At 33.5% G+C, this 19,531-nt stretch carries 21 protein-coding genes and 1 pseudogene; 8 read left to right on the top strand and 14 right to left on the bottom strand.

What is annotated here, in order from left to right; genetic code table 11:
• Positions 1 to 4 precede the first annotated feature (4 nt).
• Genes BLQ19_RS05435 through BLQ19_RS05425 form a run of 3 tightly spaced genes read right to left on the bottom strand, consistent with a single transcriptional unit; the run spans position 5 to position 1,442 of the window.
• Positions 5 to 445 carry a hypothetical protein gene (locus BLQ19_RS05435; protein WP_034666222.1) on the bottom strand — a complete coding sequence of 147 codons (441 nt, stop codon included), beginning with the start codon at positions 443 to 445 and terminating at the stop codon, positions 5 to 7.
• 54 nt (positions 446 to 499) lie between these two features.
• Entirely contained in the window at positions 500 to 886 is a 387-nt protein-coding gene (locus BLQ19_RS05430) for a hypothetical protein (RefSeq protein ID WP_074537644.1), read from the bottom strand.
• A 52-nt stretch (positions 887 to 938) separates the two neighbouring features.
• A complete protein-coding gene (locus BLQ19_RS05425; RefSeq protein ID WP_025613959.1) occupies positions 939 to 1,442 on the bottom strand; it encodes a GbsR/MarR family transcriptional regulator in 504 nt (167 codons plus the stop codon).
• Positions 1,443 to 1,658: 216 nt separating this feature from the next.
• Here BLQ19_RS05425 and BLQ19_RS05420 point away from each other — a divergent pair, with 216 nt between their 5' ends.
• The 6 genes from BLQ19_RS05420 to BLQ19_RS05395 are packed head-to-tail and all read left to right on the top strand — an operon-like array spanning position 1,659 to position 5,747.
• The gene (locus tag BLQ19_RS05420; protein ID WP_013549541.1) at positions 1,659 to 1,868 is read left to right on the top strand and encodes a hypothetical protein; all 210 of its coding nucleotides are present in this window, start codon (positions 1,659 to 1,661) and stop codon (positions 1,866 to 1,868) included.
• 3 nt (positions 1,869 to 1,871) lie between these two features.
• Positions 1,872 to 2,648 carry a hypothetical protein gene (locus BLQ19_RS05415; RefSeq protein WP_025613960.1) on the top strand — a complete coding sequence of 259 codons (777 nt, stop codon included), beginning with the start codon at positions 1,872 to 1,874 and terminating at the stop codon, positions 2,646 to 2,648.
• Between the two features lie 11 nt (positions 2,649 to 2,659).
• Positions 2,660 to 3,223 (top strand): DUF6620 family protein, encoded by a 564-nt coding sequence (locus BLQ19_RS05410; protein ID WP_025613961.1) that lies wholly within the window; start codon positions 2,660 to 2,662, stop codon positions 3,221 to 3,223.
• A gap of 20 nt (positions 3,224 to 3,243) precedes the next feature.
• Positions 3,244 to 4,230 (top strand): SPFH domain-containing protein, encoded by a 987-nt coding sequence (locus tag BLQ19_RS05405; protein WP_074537643.1) that lies wholly within the window; start codon positions 3,244 to 3,246, stop codon positions 4,228 to 4,230.
• A 4-nt stretch (positions 4,231 to 4,234) separates the two neighbouring features.
• On the top strand, positions 4,235 to 4,855 hold the full coding sequence (locus BLQ19_RS05400) for a tetratricopeptide repeat protein (RefSeq protein WP_029447939.1): 621 nt from the start codon (positions 4,235 to 4,237) through the stop codon (positions 4,853 to 4,855).
• A 16-nt stretch (positions 4,856 to 4,871) separates the two neighbouring features.
• Positions 4,872 to 5,747 (top strand): hypothetical protein, encoded by an 876-nt coding sequence (locus BLQ19_RS05395; RefSeq protein WP_139150201.1) that lies wholly within the window; start codon positions 4,872 to 4,874, stop codon positions 5,745 to 5,747.
• 179 nt (positions 5,748 to 5,926) lie between these two features.
• Here the strand turns inward: BLQ19_RS05395 and BLQ19_RS05390 are convergent, their stop codons facing one another.
• The 5 genes from BLQ19_RS05390 to BLQ19_RS05370 form a co-directional block, all read right to left on the bottom strand.
• A complete protein-coding gene (locus tag BLQ19_RS05390; protein ID WP_074537641.1) occupies positions 5,927 to 6,310 on the bottom strand; it encodes a DUF3037 domain-containing protein in 384 nt (127 codons plus the stop codon).
• Positions 6,300 to 7,079 (bottom strand): HipA family kinase, encoded by a 780-nt coding sequence (locus BLQ19_RS05385; RefSeq protein ID WP_074537640.1) that lies wholly within the window; start codon positions 7,077 to 7,079, stop codon positions 6,300 to 6,302. The genes BLQ19_RS05390 and BLQ19_RS05385 overlap by 11 nt, the downstream gene beginning before the upstream one ends.
• Before the next feature lie 49 nt (positions 7,080 to 7,128).
• The gene (locus BLQ19_RS05380; RefSeq protein WP_034666213.1) at positions 7,129 to 7,533 is read right to left on the bottom strand and encodes an OsmC family protein; all 405 of its coding nucleotides are present in this window, start codon (positions 7,531 to 7,533) and stop codon (positions 7,129 to 7,131) included.
• 179 nt (positions 7,534 to 7,712) lie between these two features.
• Entirely contained in the window at positions 7,713 to 9,071 is a 1,359-nt protein-coding gene (locus BLQ19_RS05375; RefSeq protein WP_074537639.1) for a S41 family peptidase, read from the bottom strand.
• An 85-nt stretch (positions 9,072 to 9,156) separates the two neighbouring features.
• Positions 9,157 to 10,263, bottom strand: a complete 1,107-nt coding sequence (locus tag BLQ19_RS05370) for an AraC family transcriptional regulator (protein ID WP_074537638.1) — start codon at positions 10,261 to 10,263, stop codon at positions 9,157 to 9,159.
• A 346-nt stretch (positions 10,264 to 10,609) separates the two neighbouring features.
• On the opposite strand from BLQ19_RS05370, the gene BLQ19_RS05365 reads away from it, so the two are divergent.
• Positions 10,610 to 11,503 (top strand): hypothetical protein, encoded by an 894-nt coding sequence (locus tag BLQ19_RS05365; protein ID WP_074537637.1) that lies wholly within the window; start codon positions 10,610 to 10,612, stop codon positions 11,501 to 11,503.
• Between the two features lie 331 nt (positions 11,504 to 11,834).
• Here the strand turns inward: BLQ19_RS05365 and BLQ19_RS05360 are convergent, their stop codons facing one another.
• From BLQ19_RS05360 to BLQ19_RS05345, 4 genes are all read right to left on the bottom strand, one after another.
• Positions 11,835 to 12,425: a GNAT family N-acetyltransferase gene (locus BLQ19_RS05360; protein ID WP_074537636.1), complete on the bottom strand. Its 591-nt coding sequence runs from the start codon at positions 12,423 to 12,425 to the stop codon at positions 11,835 to 11,837.
• 109 nt (positions 12,426 to 12,534) lie between these two features.
• Positions 12,535 to 13,266: a PA3715 family protein gene (locus tag BLQ19_RS05355; RefSeq protein WP_074537635.1), complete on the bottom strand. Its 732-nt coding sequence runs from the start codon at positions 13,264 to 13,266 to the stop codon at positions 12,535 to 12,537.
• Positions 13,267 to 13,432: 166 nt separating this feature from the next.
• Positions 13,433 to 14,758 (bottom strand): YARHG domain-containing protein, encoded by a 1,326-nt coding sequence (locus tag BLQ19_RS05350; protein WP_074537634.1) that lies wholly within the window; start codon positions 14,756 to 14,758, stop codon positions 13,433 to 13,435.
• Positions 14,759 to 14,889: 131 nt separating this feature from the next.
• Positions 14,890 to 15,516, bottom strand: coding sequence for a hypothetical protein (locus BLQ19_RS05345; protein WP_074537633.1), 627 nt, complete (start codon positions 15,514 to 15,516; stop codon positions 14,890 to 14,892).
• Between the two features lie 188 nt (positions 15,517 to 15,704).
• Here BLQ19_RS05345 and BLQ19_RS21845 point away from each other — a divergent pair.
• Positions 15,705 to 16,027, top strand: a pseudogene (locus BLQ19_RS21845) (transposase); the annotation flags it as partial.
• Between the two features lie 141 nt (positions 16,028 to 16,168).
• Here BLQ19_RS21845 and BLQ19_RS05335 read toward each other — a convergent pair.
• Positions 16,169 to 18,295, bottom strand: a complete 2,127-nt coding sequence (locus BLQ19_RS05335; RefSeq protein ID WP_074537632.1) for a DEAD/DEAH box helicase — start codon at positions 18,293 to 18,295, stop codon at positions 16,169 to 16,171.
• Between the two features lie 3 nt (positions 18,296 to 18,298).
• Complete coding sequence (locus BLQ19_RS05330; RefSeq protein ID WP_074537631.1) at positions 18,299 to 19,216, bottom strand: HamA C-terminal domain-containing protein; 918 nt, start codon at positions 19,214 to 19,216, stop codon at positions 18,299 to 18,301.
• Positions 19,217 to 19,531: the final 315 nt, after the last annotated feature.

Genomic DNA, 19,531 nt, shown 5'->3' with positions numbered 1-19,531 from the left:
GCTTTTAAAGATTAAAAAATTGCATACAGTTTACGATTAATAACCAAGTAAATACGACAGCAAAAAGCGTAAAAAGGCCGTTCATGAAATACCCGCCAATTCTAAAGAGTGCTTTTTTAGGAATTTCATACATAGGGTAGTACGCAACTTGCGTGGCTACTTTTCCGATCCAATAGGCGGCAATTAATCCCGTAATGGCAATAGCTAGGTTACTTCCGTTTTGTAATTCTTGGGTTAATAAAATAGCAATCAACCCAAAAGAAAAATTAAGTCCTTGAATATACCTGCCATAGGTTTTTGCAATTTCTTGGTTTAAGGGCTTTAATTGTTTTACATCCGTATACCAATCAAATACTTTATGGCGTATGTAAGGGTAAATTAATGCCGTAAATATTTGGCCTAAGCCTCCAATAATAATGAGCCAATTTGGAACGTTATATTTCATAATTTATATATTTAGAACTTTCAGAAAACACTGAAAGTATAGTTTAAATTTTTTTTAGTTAAGGTTTTCAGTAGCTTCTTCGGTTTCGGAGCTGGCTAAAAGAAACATTTCATTTTTCAGCGTTTTTGTGATGTATACAAAGTAGCCCGCTAAAGCCATAGGAATTACAGCTAAATAGATCCATATTAAAAGTTCGTTAGGATTTATATTGCTGTTGGAGAAGATAAGGAGTAAGAGGAGGTAAGGAATTACATAAGACCAATACGTTCGAATAGCTTTATGAACTAAGCCATTTTTATTCATTTTATAGGTTAGATACAGGGCTATAATTACCTGAATTATTCCTAAAATAAATTGAGCTATTAATCCTCCGAAAATGGTAATGTAAAGTAGGACTGTTATGATAAAACTCCATCTATTAATGGTATGTAGGATTTTCATAATCTATGTATTTAGAACTTTCAGAAAATAATGAAAGTTTAGATTAAATTTTTTATTTAAAAATTTTGAATATTGATTTTGTTAACCAGTTTTGATTTTGGTTCACTAATTTGTTCAACATCATATCTGCAGTATCTGCCAAATCGTGTAAAGCCTTAGTTTGTTTAATTAGCTCTCTAGTTTTTTCAGTACCGTCATCTTTAATCGTAGAAACTTCTTTAAGTGTTTTTATAACAGGTTGAATTTCTCTGCGGCTACGTTCTTTTGCAATAACACGGGCCAATTCTTGTACATCTTTCTCTGTCGTAAAATATTCTTTACGCTCTCCAGGTACCAATTCTTTCGTGACAATTCCCCAATCTATCAACTGTCGTACATTCATGCTTGTATTGCCTCTAGAAATCTGAAGCTCTTCCATGATCTCTTCTGTAGATAAGGGTTTTGTAGAAATAAAAAGCAAAGCTTGTATCTGCGCCATGGCTTTATTAATGCCCCAAAGCGTACCAAGGCTACCCCAAGTACTAATGAATTTATCTTTTGCCTCTTTGTATTCCATGAAACAAAGATATACATTATTTTTAAACTTTCAATGATTTGTGAAAGTTTATTTATAGAAAGGCTATTTCCGGTATTATGAGGTGGTTATGTACTAATTCCTAAGCTTAGGTCGTTCTATTTTAGAATTTAATAGCGAATATCCCTTAAAACAGGGTATTGTAGTCAAAAACAAGCTATTAACTTGCATTCCATTAAAAGTAACGAAACAAGCTACATGTCAAATCCTTTTAAGAAAATTACAACAAATGCAGAGACTTCTAAAAGTGCCATGCATACGCGAGGGCAACAAACCGAAACGAGCACAAGTTCCGAGAGTTGTAAAACTTGTGGCGCACCACGGCCAAAAAAAACCAATTTGGTAACCTGTGATTATTGTAGGCAACCTTTTATGGCACATGTTGATTTTTTTAAAGAAGACTCTTAAACTATGGCAAGCAAAGAAGAACTAATACAACGTTGGGATTCCTTTTTACAAAAAATAGAAGTCCGTTTTAATGAATCTTTAGGGCATGCAGAAGAAGCCTGTCATGAACAATTAGTAGCGACCACTTATGAATATGACACTGTGATGCGTTCTTGGAGCGGTATGAAAGCACAAGTGCATGTATTGATAGAGAAAATTGATGAGGTTTGGGCCGGAAAAGTAGCGCCAGAAATGGAAGCTTTGGGCGATTTTGCGCATGACGAAGGAAATAAAGCCTATGATTTAAGCCATAAGCTGCTGTATTCTTTAGAAGATTTTCAACGCAAATTGGAAGGAGAACTTTCGCAAAAATTCTATGATCATGCCATACAAGTCGCTAATAAAAAAGCATCCTGTAGCCAGTGCAATGCTGATTTAGAGATTAAAAAAGACATTTTCAGGGCACAATATATTTCTTGTACATTTTGTAATACGGTAAATACAATTGCCCCAGAGACTAAGTTTATAAAAATAGGTTGGGGTATTGTAGATCATATAGCGGCATTGAAAACTACAGCTCAATATAAGGCCATGACTGCAGCAGAAGAAGCTATTAGGGCATATAGAGGCAAAGCACCAGACTCTTATTGGACAGATTATTACACAGTTTACAACACCTATTGGAGTGCCTATTTTACAGAACGGATGGCTCTGAATACAGATTTGAAAGAAAGATATGATTCAGACATGGCACGGAAACATAAGGAATTTGAAAATTTTAAAGAAATACAAACCAAATAAATACTAAAATTATGGAAGCAATAAACGGAGTAACTTTTGAAGATTGGGGTGCAGCCAGCGGTAATATCGCTATGGGAATGAGCGCCGAAGAGGTCTGTGAAATATTAGGAATAGAACTTCCTGTATGGCAAAAAACAAATGAAGAGTGGGGTGGCAAATTAGGCGATTTAATGGCGCAGGATATGTCTATCGCTACTACCTATGGTGGGTATTTTACAAATCCGAAAGTAGGGAAGTTTGCAGGGATAAAATCAGACGTACCTTCGTTAGCTTCGCTCTTAGAAAAAGTACCAGATTTTGACGCCTACCAGAAAATATTCAACCATCAGTCGGCAGCTTCTGAGCATGGCCATGATCCTGTCTCTGCCTTAGAGCAATATGGTTTTAATCTGCAAGAATGGTCACAGATAAGCATGCATTATTCTACGTGGTCTAATGAGTATTTAAACCCCAATGGTGCGGAATATGAGCAACGATTCAGAGAAATATCTGCTATTATGGATAAATGGAGTCAGTACTGGAAAGAAAACTTTAAGGAGGATGCTGTTGATTTAGGTGGCGATATTGATTTTTAAACACGAATAAAACAACAAGTATGGATTTTAAAAAGCAAATGCGTTCAGTTATTCAATGGGAAGATCCCAAAGATTACCAACTGTTTTTCAAATTCACCGATAGGGGTGATGAGCTAAAAAATGCCTCTAAATTAATTCTACAACCGGGACAAGGGTGTATTTTTACCTACGAAGGTATAATTGAAGGATTTTTTGAAACGGAAGGTATTTACGATTTAAAAACATCGAATACTCCTTTTTGGACCACCATTAAAAAGTTTATGAACGCTTTTGAAAGTGAACATAAAACAGGACTTTGGTTTTACAGAAAGGCGGAGCTATTAAATGTGCGTTGGGGAACAAGAATTCCAATCACCTATAATGATCCTGTCTATAGTTTTCCTGTAAAGCTTAGAGCTTATGGCAATTATTCCCTGCGGATTACCAATGCAAAGGAATTTTTTATCAACATTTTAGCGGGCCAGACAGATTATTTTGTAGACCAATTGCAAGAAGTATTTCTATCGCGTATTACACAGCCCATTTCATCTTACTTAGCCAATGCTAAGTTCTCTTACGCAGAAATAGATGGACATATAGAAACCATTGCGCAACAGGCACAACTAAAAACAACTGAAATCTTTGAAAAGCTAGGTTTTCAATTAACAGATTTTAGAATAGAAGGCACTTCGTTTGATCCAGAGACCAACAAACGGATTAGTGAAATTAGTGATGTGCAAGCCGATGTTAATGCGGCAAGCATAGCGGGAATAGATTTTGCAGAACTGCAAAGGTTGCGAGCCATGCGTGATGTTGCCAAGAATGAGGGAATGGCAGGAGCTAGTATGGGAATGCTTACCGGTATGGAAATGGGAAAAGCAATGAGCGGTACTACTGCTGCTCCGCAAGAGGCGCCTAAAAATAATATCAAAATAAAGCTTAAAGAACTCAAGGAACTTTTTGAAGAAGACTTAATTTCAGAAGAAGAGTTTCAAGCCAAGAAGCAACAATTATTAGATCAATTATAAACAGATGAAACAGCTATTCTTATTTCTTTTTATCACACCATTTGCTATGGCGCAAGCTACTTTTGTTCCTGTAGAAAAAGAGCGTTTAGATACTTGGCTTACAGAAGCCAAAGAAAATGGCGAGGTAGATATAAAACAGTTGGAAAAATTAGATGCAGAATATGCGGATGTTTTAACAACACCTGCAAGTACCAATCGTATTTTTGATTATGGACGTATTCTTACCATAGCATTACAACCTGGTTTGGCATCGGCGAGTGAAAAAGAACTTTCTGGAGCAGGTCAAAAAATTATTGACGAAGCAGAGAAGGCATACAGAAATGCCATTAGCAATTGCGATTGCCATGGTCGTGCAAATATTATGTTGGGCCTGTTATACAATCAACAGGGTAAATATTATATTTCTGAACCTTATTTAGAAAAAGGCTTGGAATTAGAAGAAGGCGGTGAAGACTGGATGATTGCCGCTAATCAATATCTATTAGCGGGTGCCTATACCTATAATACCGCTGAAGAAAAATATGTAAAGGTGTATGAGCTTTTTAAAAAATATGCTAAAACGGTCACCAAAGATGCCGCCTATTATCAAAAAATGGCGGGTTTATATGTGAGCTATTATGAATAATCAACAACAACCAAGGATGAACTCATTTAAGAAAACACTTTTTGTGTGTGGTATTTTTGCAGCATTAACCTCCTGCAATTTTAATAAATCGGTCCGTAAGGATTTAGTAACAGGAATTACCACCAAAGGAGATGGCCTCTCTGCAGAAAAGGTATATGTTACCATTAATGATGAAAAAGTGAGTGATAACGAGTTCTACTACGGCCAGAATATCTACACCATCTTTGAAAACATGAGTGGTTTCATGGTAGAAAACAATAGGTATCACCCACAAATGGAAGTGGTATTAATCTCTAAAGCAGGAGATACGATTATGCATGAAGCTAATTTATTCCAACAAAATCCGGGTTTTGGTGCTGAGATGAAAACCTTGCAAGGTAATATGCTTTTGGCTAGGCCTATTTATTCTTCAGAAGACTATACGTTACATTATAAGATCTCGGATGAGCATGGTGAGGGGGTATTTAATTCAACCCTTCAGTTTGATCTTCTTCATGATCCGGCTATAAAGGTGGATAAGAAGGGATTAGATTACAAAGAAGGCTATTTATTGTCTTTGACCAAAAATGCGGTTATCACAGATAGTAAAGTAGCTTTTGAGGAACTTATTTTGATGGATTTTCAGGATGTGTCTGGATATACTAGAGTAGATGGCGCTGTAGCATTAGGTTTAAAAATTAAGGTTACCGATGCTAATGATACAATGATTCTAAATATGGAAGATGTATTTGGCGAGAGTACACTTAGTGAAGAACAAATAAAAAGTGGCTTAGGGGCGCAGCTCAAAATTACGAAAGGCGCATTGAAAAACCCCGTTACTTTTAAAGTAACTATTTGGGATAAAAATAGTAATGCTCGTTTAGATGCAGAAACAGAACTGATTGTAGAGTAGGTTGGGTTTTATTTCAACTAACCGCTGAGGTCCTTGTAATAATGCTTGTCACTTCGAGTGAATTATTTTGGAGCGTTAGTGGAGCAATAATTAGTATCGAGAAGCTTTCTGTGCTTTAAAAAGTTCTCGATACAACGTTTGCTCCGTTTCACTTTTCACTACTCGAACGTACTATACCGCTACAGCACACAATCTTTAAAAATGGTCTCTAATTCTTGCTCAGGATCTGCGGTTAAACCAGAGTGGGTTATAGAACTTTGGATGATGGTACTACGGGAGGCGGTTAACCAACGGAATCGATCCGTGATATCTAATTTTCCTATAGCGCCACCAGTAGCTTCGCCTTTACAGACCAAATCCCATCCTTTTAAATAGGCGTTCAGAGCCTCAAAATCTTTCTCGCATACAAAGCTGCCTAGTTTTTTCTGGTCTATATGGTATTTCATCTTTAAGAACTTTTTAGGTCTAGAGAATACAATGACGCCCACGTTAAAAAATTCTTCGCGCTCTACTTTGGGTACGATGCGTATTATGGCATACTCATACTTCGCTCTATCTTGCATCTTCAGCTTCTTTAACTAATGAATCTATAAGGGCAAGTTTAGCTTTAAAATAGTCTAAATACGCCGCTCGCATTTGAGTGGGAGTAAGGTCATCACTCTCGCTTTCCAACCATTCTTCAGGGATTAAAGCTATAATCTCTTGCAGCTTTTCAGCTGTGAATGCTTTTGTTATAAGTAGTGCCGCTTCTTTTAATTGCGTAGCACGGTCTAGCAGTACGTGGTCTTTTATAAGCGGAAATGTACGCGTAAGATGATTTTTATAGGTATTCCAATTATGGTGAAAATAGAAACTAGCCCCATTATCAATAATCCATAATTCATTATTCCAATCTAAAAGATTAGGGTTTTTTGCGGTACGGTCAATATTACTCATCAGGCTATCTAGCAATACTACTTTAGAAGCCGTTAATCCATCTACTTTAGAAACTAAAGGATCAAAGGTAATGGCGCTAGATAAAAAATGAAGTCCTAGATTAAGGCCTACGCTAAATTTTAAGAGGTCTTGAATCTCTTCATCCGGTTCGGTTTTACTAAAGGTATCGTCTAGATGCATAAATACCAATTCGGGCATTTTTAAGCCTAGGGTACGGGCCAGTTCGCCGCCCATGAGTTCTGCAATTAAAGCTTTTTTACCTTGGCCAGCACCTCTAAATTTAAGTACATAGAGGAAACCATCGTCTGCTTTTACAATAGCAGGCATAGAGCCGCCCTCGCGTAGTGGCTTTATGTATTGCACCACATTTACCGTCCGAATATCAATCTTATTCATAGGAGCGAAGATAAAAAAAAGTTCCTGCAGGTTATGAGGTTGTGTTTGTTTATTCTGATACTATTTCAATAACTCCAGTAATGCTGCACACCTCTTTAACCGTATTGTAAATGGTGCCATGCTTTTCAATATTTTTTTTCAGCAAGCTAAGATTCAAGTGTTCCTCGTTGCTGTGAATGGTTAACACATATTGAATCTCATCCATCCGTGGTGGTTTCTCTAAACGGGTAGCTTCAATAGTTATTGCTGCGCTTGTATAGGTAAACCCCATAAGCAATGAAAAACGTTCTACATTTTTTAGCATACAAGCCGATAGTGATCCTAAAAATAACTCGGCAGGGTTGGGTAAGGTGGTTGCGGTAGCCGCTGTAATCCCAAAAGCTACTGTAGCTTGTTTAATTTGTATCGTAGCACCTTGTTTAGCAACAGAAGTGGCTGAAGTAGCATAATTCATGATTATTTTTTAGTATGAGTTTACGCATTTTCAAGCATCAGTATGGAATAAACTTTAAGTTTAGTCTCGCAATACGGTATATGGGATATATCTCTTCTAATGTCTACTAGTTGAGAAATAATTAATAAAGGCTTCACATGCACCTCCAAAGCCTTTATTGTTCTCAGTTTGATAAATTGTTATTCTAAAATAGTTACCCCTTTTTCTATCCCACTATCCAAACCCGTATTAAAATCTTCAGTACTTAAAAAGGGTACCTTATTCTCTTGAGCAGGACCTATTCCAATTCCTTCAAAAACAGTCCCAAAAGTGTCTGTATATACCTGATTTGATAAATTTATATACGTACCGTTTGGTAATCTATGGGTAAGAATGGAAGAAAATATTCCCATAGTATGCTCACCAACAATAGTTACATTAGGCAAATCTTTTAGTGACAAAACAAAAATTTCTGCAGCGCTAGCCGTAAACGGACTCGTAAGTAAAACTATTTCTCCAGAGAACTGATAGTCTCCTTTAGGGTTTAATGTAATGGCTTGCTCCTCTATAAAACCTGTTCTACTTTTAGATTTTATAGTAAAAATAGGACGTGAAATACTTGTAAATCGTGAGGCTATTTCTAAGGCGATACCATCAAAGCCACCACCATTAAATCTTAGATCTATTATGATCTTATCAATGTTAGCTTGCTGAATATCATTCATTACCTGATCCATCACATGGTTTACAGCTGTTATTTCGTCCTCTACGGGTGCATAGCCACCCATATTTGCGATATTGAAGTATCCTATTTCATCCGTGACAAGTCCCCAAAACATATTGCCATTGGGATCGCTATTAAAGGTATCGTCTAAATATTTTGAATGGATAATTGGCACCCGTGATCTAATCGCAGTGAGTAATTCAGGAAAGGTTTGGCTTTGAAGCTCTGCGGTTAAATGTGCATTCATATGTTCAAGAATGCGTGCTTCACCAGAAGTAATATTTACTTCTTGATTAAAGATCCCGATATGAAAATCGTTTAAGGGCTGTACCATTTGTTCTAAAACTGGGTATAAATTTTCGGAAGTTACTGTAGGAAGTAAAGACAAATTAGCTTCCCAGTTTACGCCTCTTAAATCAAAAAAAGCATAATAGTCATTAAATAGATTCCAAAAATGCTCGGCATTAATTTTAGGATCTACTGAGAAGTCAATACTGGTACTATCAAATACCGTAGTGGTATCCGTAAGTTTATAAAAATAGACTTTATCTATAAATAGATCTGAAGTACCAACGAGCTGATCTCCTTCTTCTGTAAACACCAGATTTGCATAATTTTCTGGCAATACATTAGCGTCTATAAGAACATTTCCTGCAGCAGAAACACCATATAATTTGTTCGTACCTTCAACAGACTCTAATACATACCCCTTTGAAGGAGCATGCCAGTAAACAGGTTGGTTTTCGGGTTTTTGTGGTGTATTCTGACTTTTAGAACAACTGGTAAAAACTACCATTAACACTAAAACTTGGAAATAGATTTTTTTGTTTGACATCACTTTAAATTTTAAGTTCAGGTCAAATAGAAAGGATCCTAGTATACGCTTAGTTTTGATTTGTTAGATTATAATAAATCGGTACTCATCCATATTTCTCCTTATAGGTTTTAGGGGTCATATTTGTACTATTCTTAAAAGCTTTGTAGAAGGTCGTTTTTGAAGAATATCCAGCTTCAAGTCCAATCGCCTCAATACTATACTTGTCAAAGGTAGCATCGCACAACATTTTTTTTACCTCCGTAATTCTATATTGATTTATAATACTTGAAAAGTTATCATCACTGTTGGTAGTAATAACCTGTGATAGATACCCTGCGCTAATATCCAATTGTTGTGCAACAGATTCTCTTGTAATGTTTGGGTTTCTATAGATATGTTCTTCTTTGAAAAGTGCCTCAAATTTCTCAAAAATGGTCTGCGTAGAAACGGAAGGTTCAGTGTTGGCTACACTAGCTTCTTGATTACGGAGTATCTTATTAATCTCGCTGGCTTGGTGCAGCATTTTATACTTATATATTATGGTGTAAGAAATCCAAAATAAAGAAAAAGAACCTGCAATAAGAAGAACTAAACCATAATACTTGTTAATCTCATGAGGGAATATGCCACGTATAAAATCTACCATAATCCAAAATATAATGATCAGACTTAAAACAAGGTGTAAGTTCCGGATGGCTTTATTTGCTTGTTTTGAAGGCGAATTTTTTAAGATGAAGAATAACCAAAGCATTAAAAAAGCAATGTATATATAAATTAATTTACTTTCAAACATAAATAGATTATGCCTTAACCTTAAGATAGCGGCACTTTTAAAAGTAAATAATCGAAAATCTCTTTCCAGGCAATCAATGGTATTTAGAAGTAGGGAGAAAATGAATGGAAGGTAGAGCAATTTTAATTCCTTATAAGAAGAAAGTTTGTTGTCTATACTTTTTATACTAAATAGGAACAGAAAAACAGGAGCTAATAGAATCCATTCAATATTGCAAATGATATTTAGTTTTTGATGGGTACGGAAATAATCAAATTCTGGTAGTATTAATTTTACTAGCAGCATACAAATTGTCAGTACCGTAAATCCAAGGTATTTATTGGTATTACTTTTAAAAGAAGGCTTCATCAGTATAGAAAAGCCAAGTAAGAAGCCAATGATGATGATACCACTAAAAACAGTCAGAATAATTTCCATTAAATTTTGTGCTATACAGATGGTAATTAAGTGTGGGATAAACCTTGTTATGAACCTTAAAAGTAAGCAACTTCAGGTTAGCACCAAATTCATATTACATATAGTTAACTGCTATAATCTATATATAAAGGCGATTATTTTATAAACAATGCAATTATGTTCTATATTAGCACTTGTATTTGTCGTTTAAATGCGATATTAGGAAGTGCTTATTGCTCCTTTAAACTTATACTTTCTTAAAGAGAATATGTTGAGGATGCTATATTTTTCACACTTTCTACACTGTTGATAATCAGGGTTATAAAATTATGATGAGAACAAAAAAATAACAATTTTAAAATTAATTATGAGAAACAATTTAAGTATTAAACCATCTACGCTTTTAAAAGGTATTATGCTATCGGTTATAATAACCATTACCTCAAGTTGCGCAAAAGAAGAGGAGCCTAGTGCAGTTTCTACGGCAGATTTATCTATAGCAACACTTGTAGCAAAAGTAAATTCTGAAACGTACAAGGCACATAATTTTAATGACGGACAGTTAGACCCTTTCACCGAAGATCAAGGATTTACAGGCACGGATATTTATGGGGAAGGTATGAGTTTTCAAAAAGATTTTACTGGAGGAAAAAGGCTTAAACTTGTCTGGAAAGAATCTGAATATGATGGTAGCCGCAGAGAGCGTGGCCATGAAATTAAATTAGGGGTAAATAATAATGATGAGATTTACACTGGATTTTATCTTTTTATTCCTTCTGGGCAAAACAATAATTTGCTTAACAAAAACACGATTGTTTGGCAGTTGTATAATTGGAATACGGATGGGTGTAGTAATTGGACAGCGCATCTTGAGCTAAAAGGAAACGCGCTTTACCTTAGCTACCGTAATGCTTGTGTGAGCCCTACAGTAGTTAAAATTCTTGATGCTATAGAAACGGATAAAGAATTGGCATTTCAAATTAGAGCGGTACTTTCAGGGACGAATCACGGAACCCTTGCCGTACTATTGGATGGCGAAATTATAGCAGATCTAAAAAATATTAATCTTGGTTTCGGCAGCTTTGATGCAAATGACAATGCAGAAACTTCTGTAGCTGGCGTAAAAATGGGCATGTATTGTTTTGACACGGCTAATTATTCATTAGATGAAACACGAATTTTATACCTTGATAATGTAAGTTCATCAGCCCGTAGTGGTTCTGTCGCAAACAGTCTAGATAAGGTAGACCCTAGAAAGTAGTAGGTAACAAATAGTTCTAGTTCATGATGATTAGCATAGCGCTATTGTTCTTATACAATAGCGCTATTATATTTTATCTCTTGGACTACTTCTTATAATATGCCAGAGCGAAATTTATATGCGAGTCTTTATGATCAAGATAATCGCTATGGCTTTGAGTTATTTTAATATCTGGGATAATACTATCACCAAATTTCCACCAGGTAATTGAGTTACATCTTGCTCCAAATTTATAATTGAAAAACTTAAACGGAGTTTAAACTTGATGGTTCTTCTTTCCATCGTTTGTATTGGCAACTATCTTATGTATGCAGCATGGTTTTGGTTTCCATTAAAATTTTGTAAAGTTTTCTGACTTAATTGAGTTCCAATCTTCTTTTACAATACTAAAATATACATCATTCCTACTTTCTCCGTTGGGAGCGATGTAGTTATTTCTAAAAACACCCTCTTTTTGCGCTCCAAGTTTTAGAATTGCTCTTTGCGATCTTAAATTTTCTTCGTCTGCGCTAAATTGAATTCTTCTAAACCCAATGTTTTCAAATCCGAATTTCAGTAATTCATATTTACATGCTTTGTTTAGTCCGGTTCCTTGAAACTCTGTTCCGTACCAAGTCCATCCAATTTCACACTTTTTACTCCCTTTGTTTATATATCCAAACCGGGTACTTCCTGCAACTCGGCCACTTTGCTTATCAATGATCAGGAAAGGGTAACAAATTCCGTTTGCTTTGTCCTTAGCCGTATCTGCTAAATAGCGGTCAAATTCCTCTTCATTTTTCATAGTCATTCCCATAAATTCCCAGATGCTTTTTTCGAATATTATTTCCTTTAACTCTTGGTTTCTTAAATCGTCCAGTGGGAGCAGGAGAACGCGGGCATTTTCTAGTTGAATCTTTGTATTTAACAGCTCAGTATTCATTTACTTTTTAAAGTTTTGCAATATCTAAAAATAGGGATAAAGTTTTAGAGGTGTAGCCGTTAGGGTTACTTTATGAGGTGGTTTCACCTCAATTCTTTGTTCCAAGGCATTATTTATATTCACCGTCTGTGTACTTTAGTACGTTATATTTTAATTCGCTATTTTCTTGATAGGTACATTCATTATTTTCATTAGTGTAATATGTTTCTGTACTAATTTTATTTTTAGCGAGTATGTCAAAGTAACCATTGCTTTGGCTAGTTTTCATAATTAAAATTACGTGTTTATCTACATAATCTGTTGAACAATTAAACTGCACATCTTCTGGATCCCATTGCCCATCGGTTTCTTCAACCACATAATTGCTTAATACCTTTTTTAAAGTATTAGGGTTTCTAACATATAATGATAATGTAGTTTTATATGGATTAGGTTTACTACTGCCCACGTATTCAAGCCTGACACCAAATGCTCTGGTATTTTCGGTCAATAGATAAGGAGCTGTATCAATTTTTATTTTTTGAAGTTCCTCTGAGTCTATATGCCAACCATTCTCTTTATAGTCTTCAAAATATTGTTGAATAATTTTTCCAGTTTTAGTATTCACAATAATTATATAAGAATTTACAGTATAAGAGGATATACTAATTTCTTCTACCCGCTCTGCAATTACTATAATTGTTTCATCTTTATTACTTGGATTTTCTTTAGCTTGGGTTAATTTAATCGAATGGGTATCTATTCCTAACTCTCTGATAGTATTACCTATTAAACTATTATCCTCTTGTGAATAGAAATAATGTGAATTAATTAAAATAATTAAGAATATAATTTTTTTCATAGTAGTATGCTTTGTGCTGGCTTATATAAGAAATGTAGGGTAGAAGATAAGCACTGTCGATCTGGTTTATTCCTTAGCCGACTGTACATATTTTAATTTTATATTTAGTAGACTTAGTTAGTAAATATAAAAGCCCAATATTTTTATACCTTGTTAACTACAGTATTTATCCTGCTCCGTTTATTCTTTCAAACTTATAAGAGCAATTGGCTTCTATGACATACTCAAACATTATTGATTGTTCAGATGCGTGTATAACCTCGCCATCTTCATAAACTAACGAACAATTATTTATTTGAATTCTGAAGGTATTAGTATCCACATCAAAAATTAAAAAAAATTCGTCTTCACAATCGTCATTTTTAATATAGTCCAAATCCCAATTTCTATGTAGTTTATAGGTTTTAGAATAAGTATCATCTTGAGATTTCATTAACTCATCTATATTTATGTTTTGAACAAAATCTTTGAGTTCTTTTTTAAATATACTATAGCCACCTAAATAATTAGGAATACCGTATTCAAATTCGAGTGCTATTTTTTCTATAATTGCTTCCCTGCAATCTCTAAATTCACCATAATTGTAATCTGGATATTTATCTTCACCAAATTCATCACCTATGTTCTCTAAATAACTGTAAAGTTTATCATTAATTAAATTCGGAGTTATTAGTTTAGTTTGCTGTGTTCCTTTATTCTTAGTTTTAATTATTTTTGAAGGGTCATATATAGGGTTAATTTCTTTGGTGACCTCATAAGTTCCGCTTATTAAGTCATATTTCTTAGATATGTGTCCAGGATATGCTCTATCTGCTGAAGCATAAGCTGTTAATTGGAGTTCCTTAATTTTTGAATTAAACTTAAGTTTAAACTCTCTATAAGACGTACTGCCACCCAGATAAAAACTAAATACAATTATGTTGTTTTCTAATTTTACTTCATTTGGAGGTATTTCATATTCACCTCCTTCATCTAAAACTATTTTATATGTTTTACTATTTGCAGTTAAATAAATAAAGAGAACTTTTTCATATGAACTGGTATTACTTGCTACTTGAATTACATCTTTGATATTGTCACCGTCTAGGTCTACAGAAAGATTATACTGTTTTGGTAGATTACTAGTAGTTTTTTCATATCCATATGGTAATTCAAAAGGTTTTAATTTTTCTTCAATACTTTTAATTAATTCTATATTCGTTTTTTCGATTGTATCTAAAACTATTTCTACATCTTTATCGGGTTTATACCATTCTTTTTTTTCAAAATAGGCATTTAAAGTTTCGTCTTTAAATACATATCCTTTTCGAGCAAAAATTTCATTCCTTAAAATGTGCAGTTGTTCATAGGTTTTACCTTCTAGTTCCTCTATTGTAAATACTTTCTCAGAGGATACTAAATTAGTATTATCAAGTATAGTATTCACTTTGTCTTCATTTTTACAAGCAATTAAAAAAGATAATATAAAATATAGGATTATAGTTTTTTTCATATTGTAGTTAGCTTTTGAGTGTATAGTTAGTGGCTTATTTGAATAGCTTATCTAGCAAATACAAACCGAATAGTATTTTCATAAGTAAGCTTTAACTAACCATTAATGATACACCGTGTTGCCTACAGTATTTATTTTCTATATATAATATAAAAATAGTACTCGGCTGGTAAGGCATCAGTTTTAATTGTTTGTTTTCCTAAAAGTTCATGTTTACTGTTTTCAACGGTTTTTTCAGCATTTTTAAGTTCATCAATTAAGGTGTTTTTCCAATTTATTTTGTCATCCTTTAACTGAAATTGAGAAAGTGAATTAAGATTCCATTTTTTCTCTAAACTACTAAAATAACTCTTATTTGTTTCACAAACAATTTGAAGAAAAGCATCAACTTTTTGACCATTTTCATTATATATTCTATTTATGAAATCCTTATTTAAATTGCCTTTCGCACAGAATTTTAAAATATCTTTTGGGAAATTATATTTTAATTCCATTGTGAAATCAGTAATTTCATTTGTACAGATTGAGAAGTCTATTGTAGCTCTTTTTTTGGTTGCTTTATTCTTATATCTTGGATGTTCAGCAAAAGCTCTTTGATTAGTGTTTTTTTGCTTGTTGTAAAGTTCAACTAAAGTATTCCTTATATGACTTTCGTGTTTTTGATTTGGGAAATTCAAAAGGGTTATTTTTAATCTTTCATTAAATTCGGTTGATTCTATTGTTGTCTTTATATTACCTATAAATTCCTTGATATTCATTTTTTTTATATTGTAGATAACAAGCGCATATACGCATGTTCCATATTATTTTTTTTGTGGGGGGGAGGAATACTAATCATAAAATAACTTTTATTTCCTATAGTTGTCTTCGGTTTCCACACTATTGTTGACAATTTAGCTATTATTCTAAAAAGAATTTAATTTAATAGGTAAATGGTTGATTTTCAAACAAGTTTGAAAGGGCGTTACAGCTTTGTAGTTATGTTAGTATAACCCTAACGCTACGAGAGTCGGGAGCAGTGTAAGAGGTCGAGCTAGAATAAGGAAGGTCGGTAATAGAAAGCTTCGGAAGCTATTGTTTTTATGTTCTTTCAATGCTTGTATACACAACAAGGCATTTATAGAGGTATATAAGTGAATCGTAAACAAGGAGCAGCGCAATAAACTGGCACTGACAGCAGTTGCGAACAAACTACGTAAACAGTTCATTGCTAGTGCAAAATCTGGCAGATCCTGTGATGAAAGGTACGTTTTTGTATTTCCTAGATAAATAGCAGATAAATACAATAAAAAAAGCTCAAAGATTCTGATTTTAGAATCTTTGAGCCTAGAATACTAGTGTCTCAGATTAAGGAAGCATTTACGTGTTTTTCACCTCAGTTCTTTATTATGCCTTCGCCTTTTATTTTATTCATTCTGGATTTGTCGTAATTCCATCATAAAAATAGTCAATTATGTATTTGTCGAACGTATCTATGTAATCGTATGATTTAATCGTCTTTTTCCCTATTTTGTGAAAAATTTCTATTGTATTATGGATATTCAAATTTTCATCCAAGAAATTAATTATACCATTTTGATGCAGTTTTCTTGAAATCATTCTCGGCATTCCATATTCTTCTAATTGATAAACAACTGATGGTAGGAAAGCGTGAGAAACCCTAGAAATAAAAGGAGCAACATCCGTTCCGTTGTCAATTATTTCTTTTTGAAGTATGTTTATATCACTAATTAAAGAAGACAGATTAAATGCTGCCGTTCTTTCCAATTTGAAAAATTGTTCAATGTCAATATCAAACTGGTCTAATTTATCCAAAAGTTCGGGAATTGTGCTTCCCCAATTCTCGACTAAAATCTTTACAAATTCAACAAATTTTTTGTGTTGGATACCATAACGACCATCACCCCATTCACCTGGCTGTAAACTGATTATTTGCCATAGTAGTCTGTCCCAAGATTCAGGTTCATTAGAATTTAGATACGAAAGTCCATTCCAATCTTCTGGATTAGATTTCATTTGTCTAGCTGTCTCCTTAATAAACTCTGAATTATTAGATTGGAATATATTTTCTTTTAAAAGTCTATCGAACGTTTCCTTTCCAAGTATATCGTACATTTCATTTTTGAAAGTTACGATTTTGGCGATTTGCTCACTATCTAAACTTGAACTGTAAATGTTTTCGTCCAAGTCTCCTAAAATGGTGTCTGGAAAAGGAATATCAAGTTGTGTTGTTCCTTCTGGTGGTGGTGGTTCGAGCAAATAAATTTTACCAATGAAATACTTAAACATTCTACCACCTCTGCCGATAATATTTTTATAAGTAAAACTGTCTAAAAGACTGTTGCCTCCACTTTTACGATTTCGCCAAATTATAACGTTTTCAGCAGATGTATTTACACCTTCTATTATTGATGAAGTAGAAATAATATTGCTTAATCCTTCTTGTTCTTCGAATAGTTTTACTTGAATTTGACTTATAGATCGGTGCAATTGCCCGTTATGAATACCAACACCCCTTTTAACTAAATTGGTTAGTTTCCAATTAGCTCCATAATTTTTAGTGAGCCAATTAGCAAATTCTATCAATAAGGGTTTGTCGGAAATTGAAAGGTTTTCATTTAAGAGATTTGAAACTTTGTCGATTTGCGGATATGACGCTGCATAAATAAGTGATTTGGTTTTTGTTTCGGCAAGAATTTTTAGGAGTACTTCACTTTTTTGAAGTTCTTTTTCAATTTTGTCTCCTTCAATTTCTTTGTATGGCTCAAATCGTTCAAGATAAACTGTACTAAATCCTAATTTATCCTCAAAAATCATATCTTGAGTGAATATATTATCGCCAATCGAAGTTATGTTAGGAGCTAGAAAATATTTTTGTTTTGATTTAAGTCCTAATTTAATAATTGCCTTTAACAGAGATGGAGACCTTGATTTATCGTAAAAAGAACTTGCTTTATAAAATTCATCAATTATTAATATATCTATACTGTCGATTTTATTCACGTAGTTCATTGCCCTTTCTTGCGGAAAAATGAAAATGTTTCTATCTGCAGGCTCAACTTCAGTGGTTGTAATAATTTTATATCTTTGAGCAAATTTCTTGTACAAACGTCTACGTGTTTCGTCTGTTAGAGCTATTGTAGGCACAATTATTACTACATTATTTGGATTTTTGATGGAAATAAAAGCATCTATAACGAAGCTTTTCCCAAAGCTTGTCGGAGCACTTACGGCAATGTTTTCTCCATTAACTAATCGTTTTAATAATGATGACTGTTCTCTATGTAATGTAGCTTTTTTACCTCCTATATCAACTTTGAATATTTCATATACAAATCTATCCTCCCAATTAGCAGTGTCTGCTTTGAGATAAGGATATAAACCTGTTTCACGAATTAAATGGTTAACTAATTGAGAATATTCAATTTCGTTTCTTTCGTGGTAATCCAATAGTTTAATCAATTCATTTCTTGCTTGAACCTCTTTATTTCCAATTAAGTATTCATTAATTATATGGCAAGTGTCAAATATTTCCATTGCTTAAGAATTTTTATAAAAGTCAGCCATTGAAACAAACTTATCTACAATGGTTTTTTTGAGTGGAACAGGAAATAAAATCAAATGAAACTTGATTTGCGAATAGTGTGGTATACCTCCAATTTTATTCAATTGCTTTTTGAAAAATGATTCAGCTCTGTTTTTATGGTAATCAATCAATTCATTTTTATATTCATCAGAAATTGCACTTTGTTTTTGTGTTATTTCACATTCGTGTAATAGTAATATTGGAATATGTAATTTGGGTTTTATCAAATCGATAGATTCTCTTGGTGATAGTGCTGATTTAATCGAATTTCTTAATGTCTCATCACCAATTAAGGAATCAATATCTGGTAGATTTGTAACAATACTATTTTCTTTTTTGAGTTTCTCAGTTAATAATGAATTTGCTACAGATGTAATTATTTCAGGAATTCTTGCATCCTCAATGCTGTTATAAAATTTCGCTTCTCCAAACCATATAGAAAAATCTGTATCGTTTTCGATAATTATATGAACACTATCAGCTCCTTTAGCATTGTCTTGTGCATTTTGCTTGTAAAATATTTTTGGGACAACGGGTAATGCATTGAAATGATGCTTCATTATAGCATATAGAACAATTTCCGCAATTTCACTTCCTTTACTAATGTCACCTGATTTGTCAGAAAGTCTTAAGTTTTTTGCTGCATAGGTCAATAATGAATGGTGATGATTAACAAGGCTTTCTCTTTCTCTGTGTGATAATGAGGTTTCAGCAATATTGTCCCAAATGAAATTTTGAAAATGATTGTACCTCCATTCTGTTGCTTCAAAATTATTAATCATACTTATCACACTCTTATTTGCAACTGGATTTAAAGTAGCGTCAGTATTAATATCTGTGAAAGTATTATTTATAAGTATTTCAAAATCCATTTTCTTTATTTACGTGGCTACACGGTTTGTTTTTAGGTGAGGCATAACAAGCGCATATACGCATGTTCCATATAATTTTATTTGTGGGGGGAGAAATACTGATTATAAAAATAGCTGCTATTTTCTATAGTTGTCTGCGGTTTTCCACACTAGAGGTCACTATTTAGTGATTATTCTATAAAGTGTTTCATATAATCGGTGAATGGTAGGTTTTTAATGTCTTTTTTTATAAAAAAAAGAAGAAGAAGTTTAATAGCTCCGTTTTAGTGTACATTAAATACCCAATTAAAATAGAATGAACATGAATTAAAGTTT

It is taken from the genome of Cellulophaga baltica (assembly GCF_900102165.1).
In the GTDB taxonomy this organism is placed as follows: Bacteria; Bacteroidota; Bacteroidia; order Flavobacteriales; family Flavobacteriaceae; genus Cellulophaga; species Cellulophaga baltica.
Note: the sequence above shows the minus strand (reverse complement) of the source record. Positions and strands in the feature narration are given on the sequence as shown.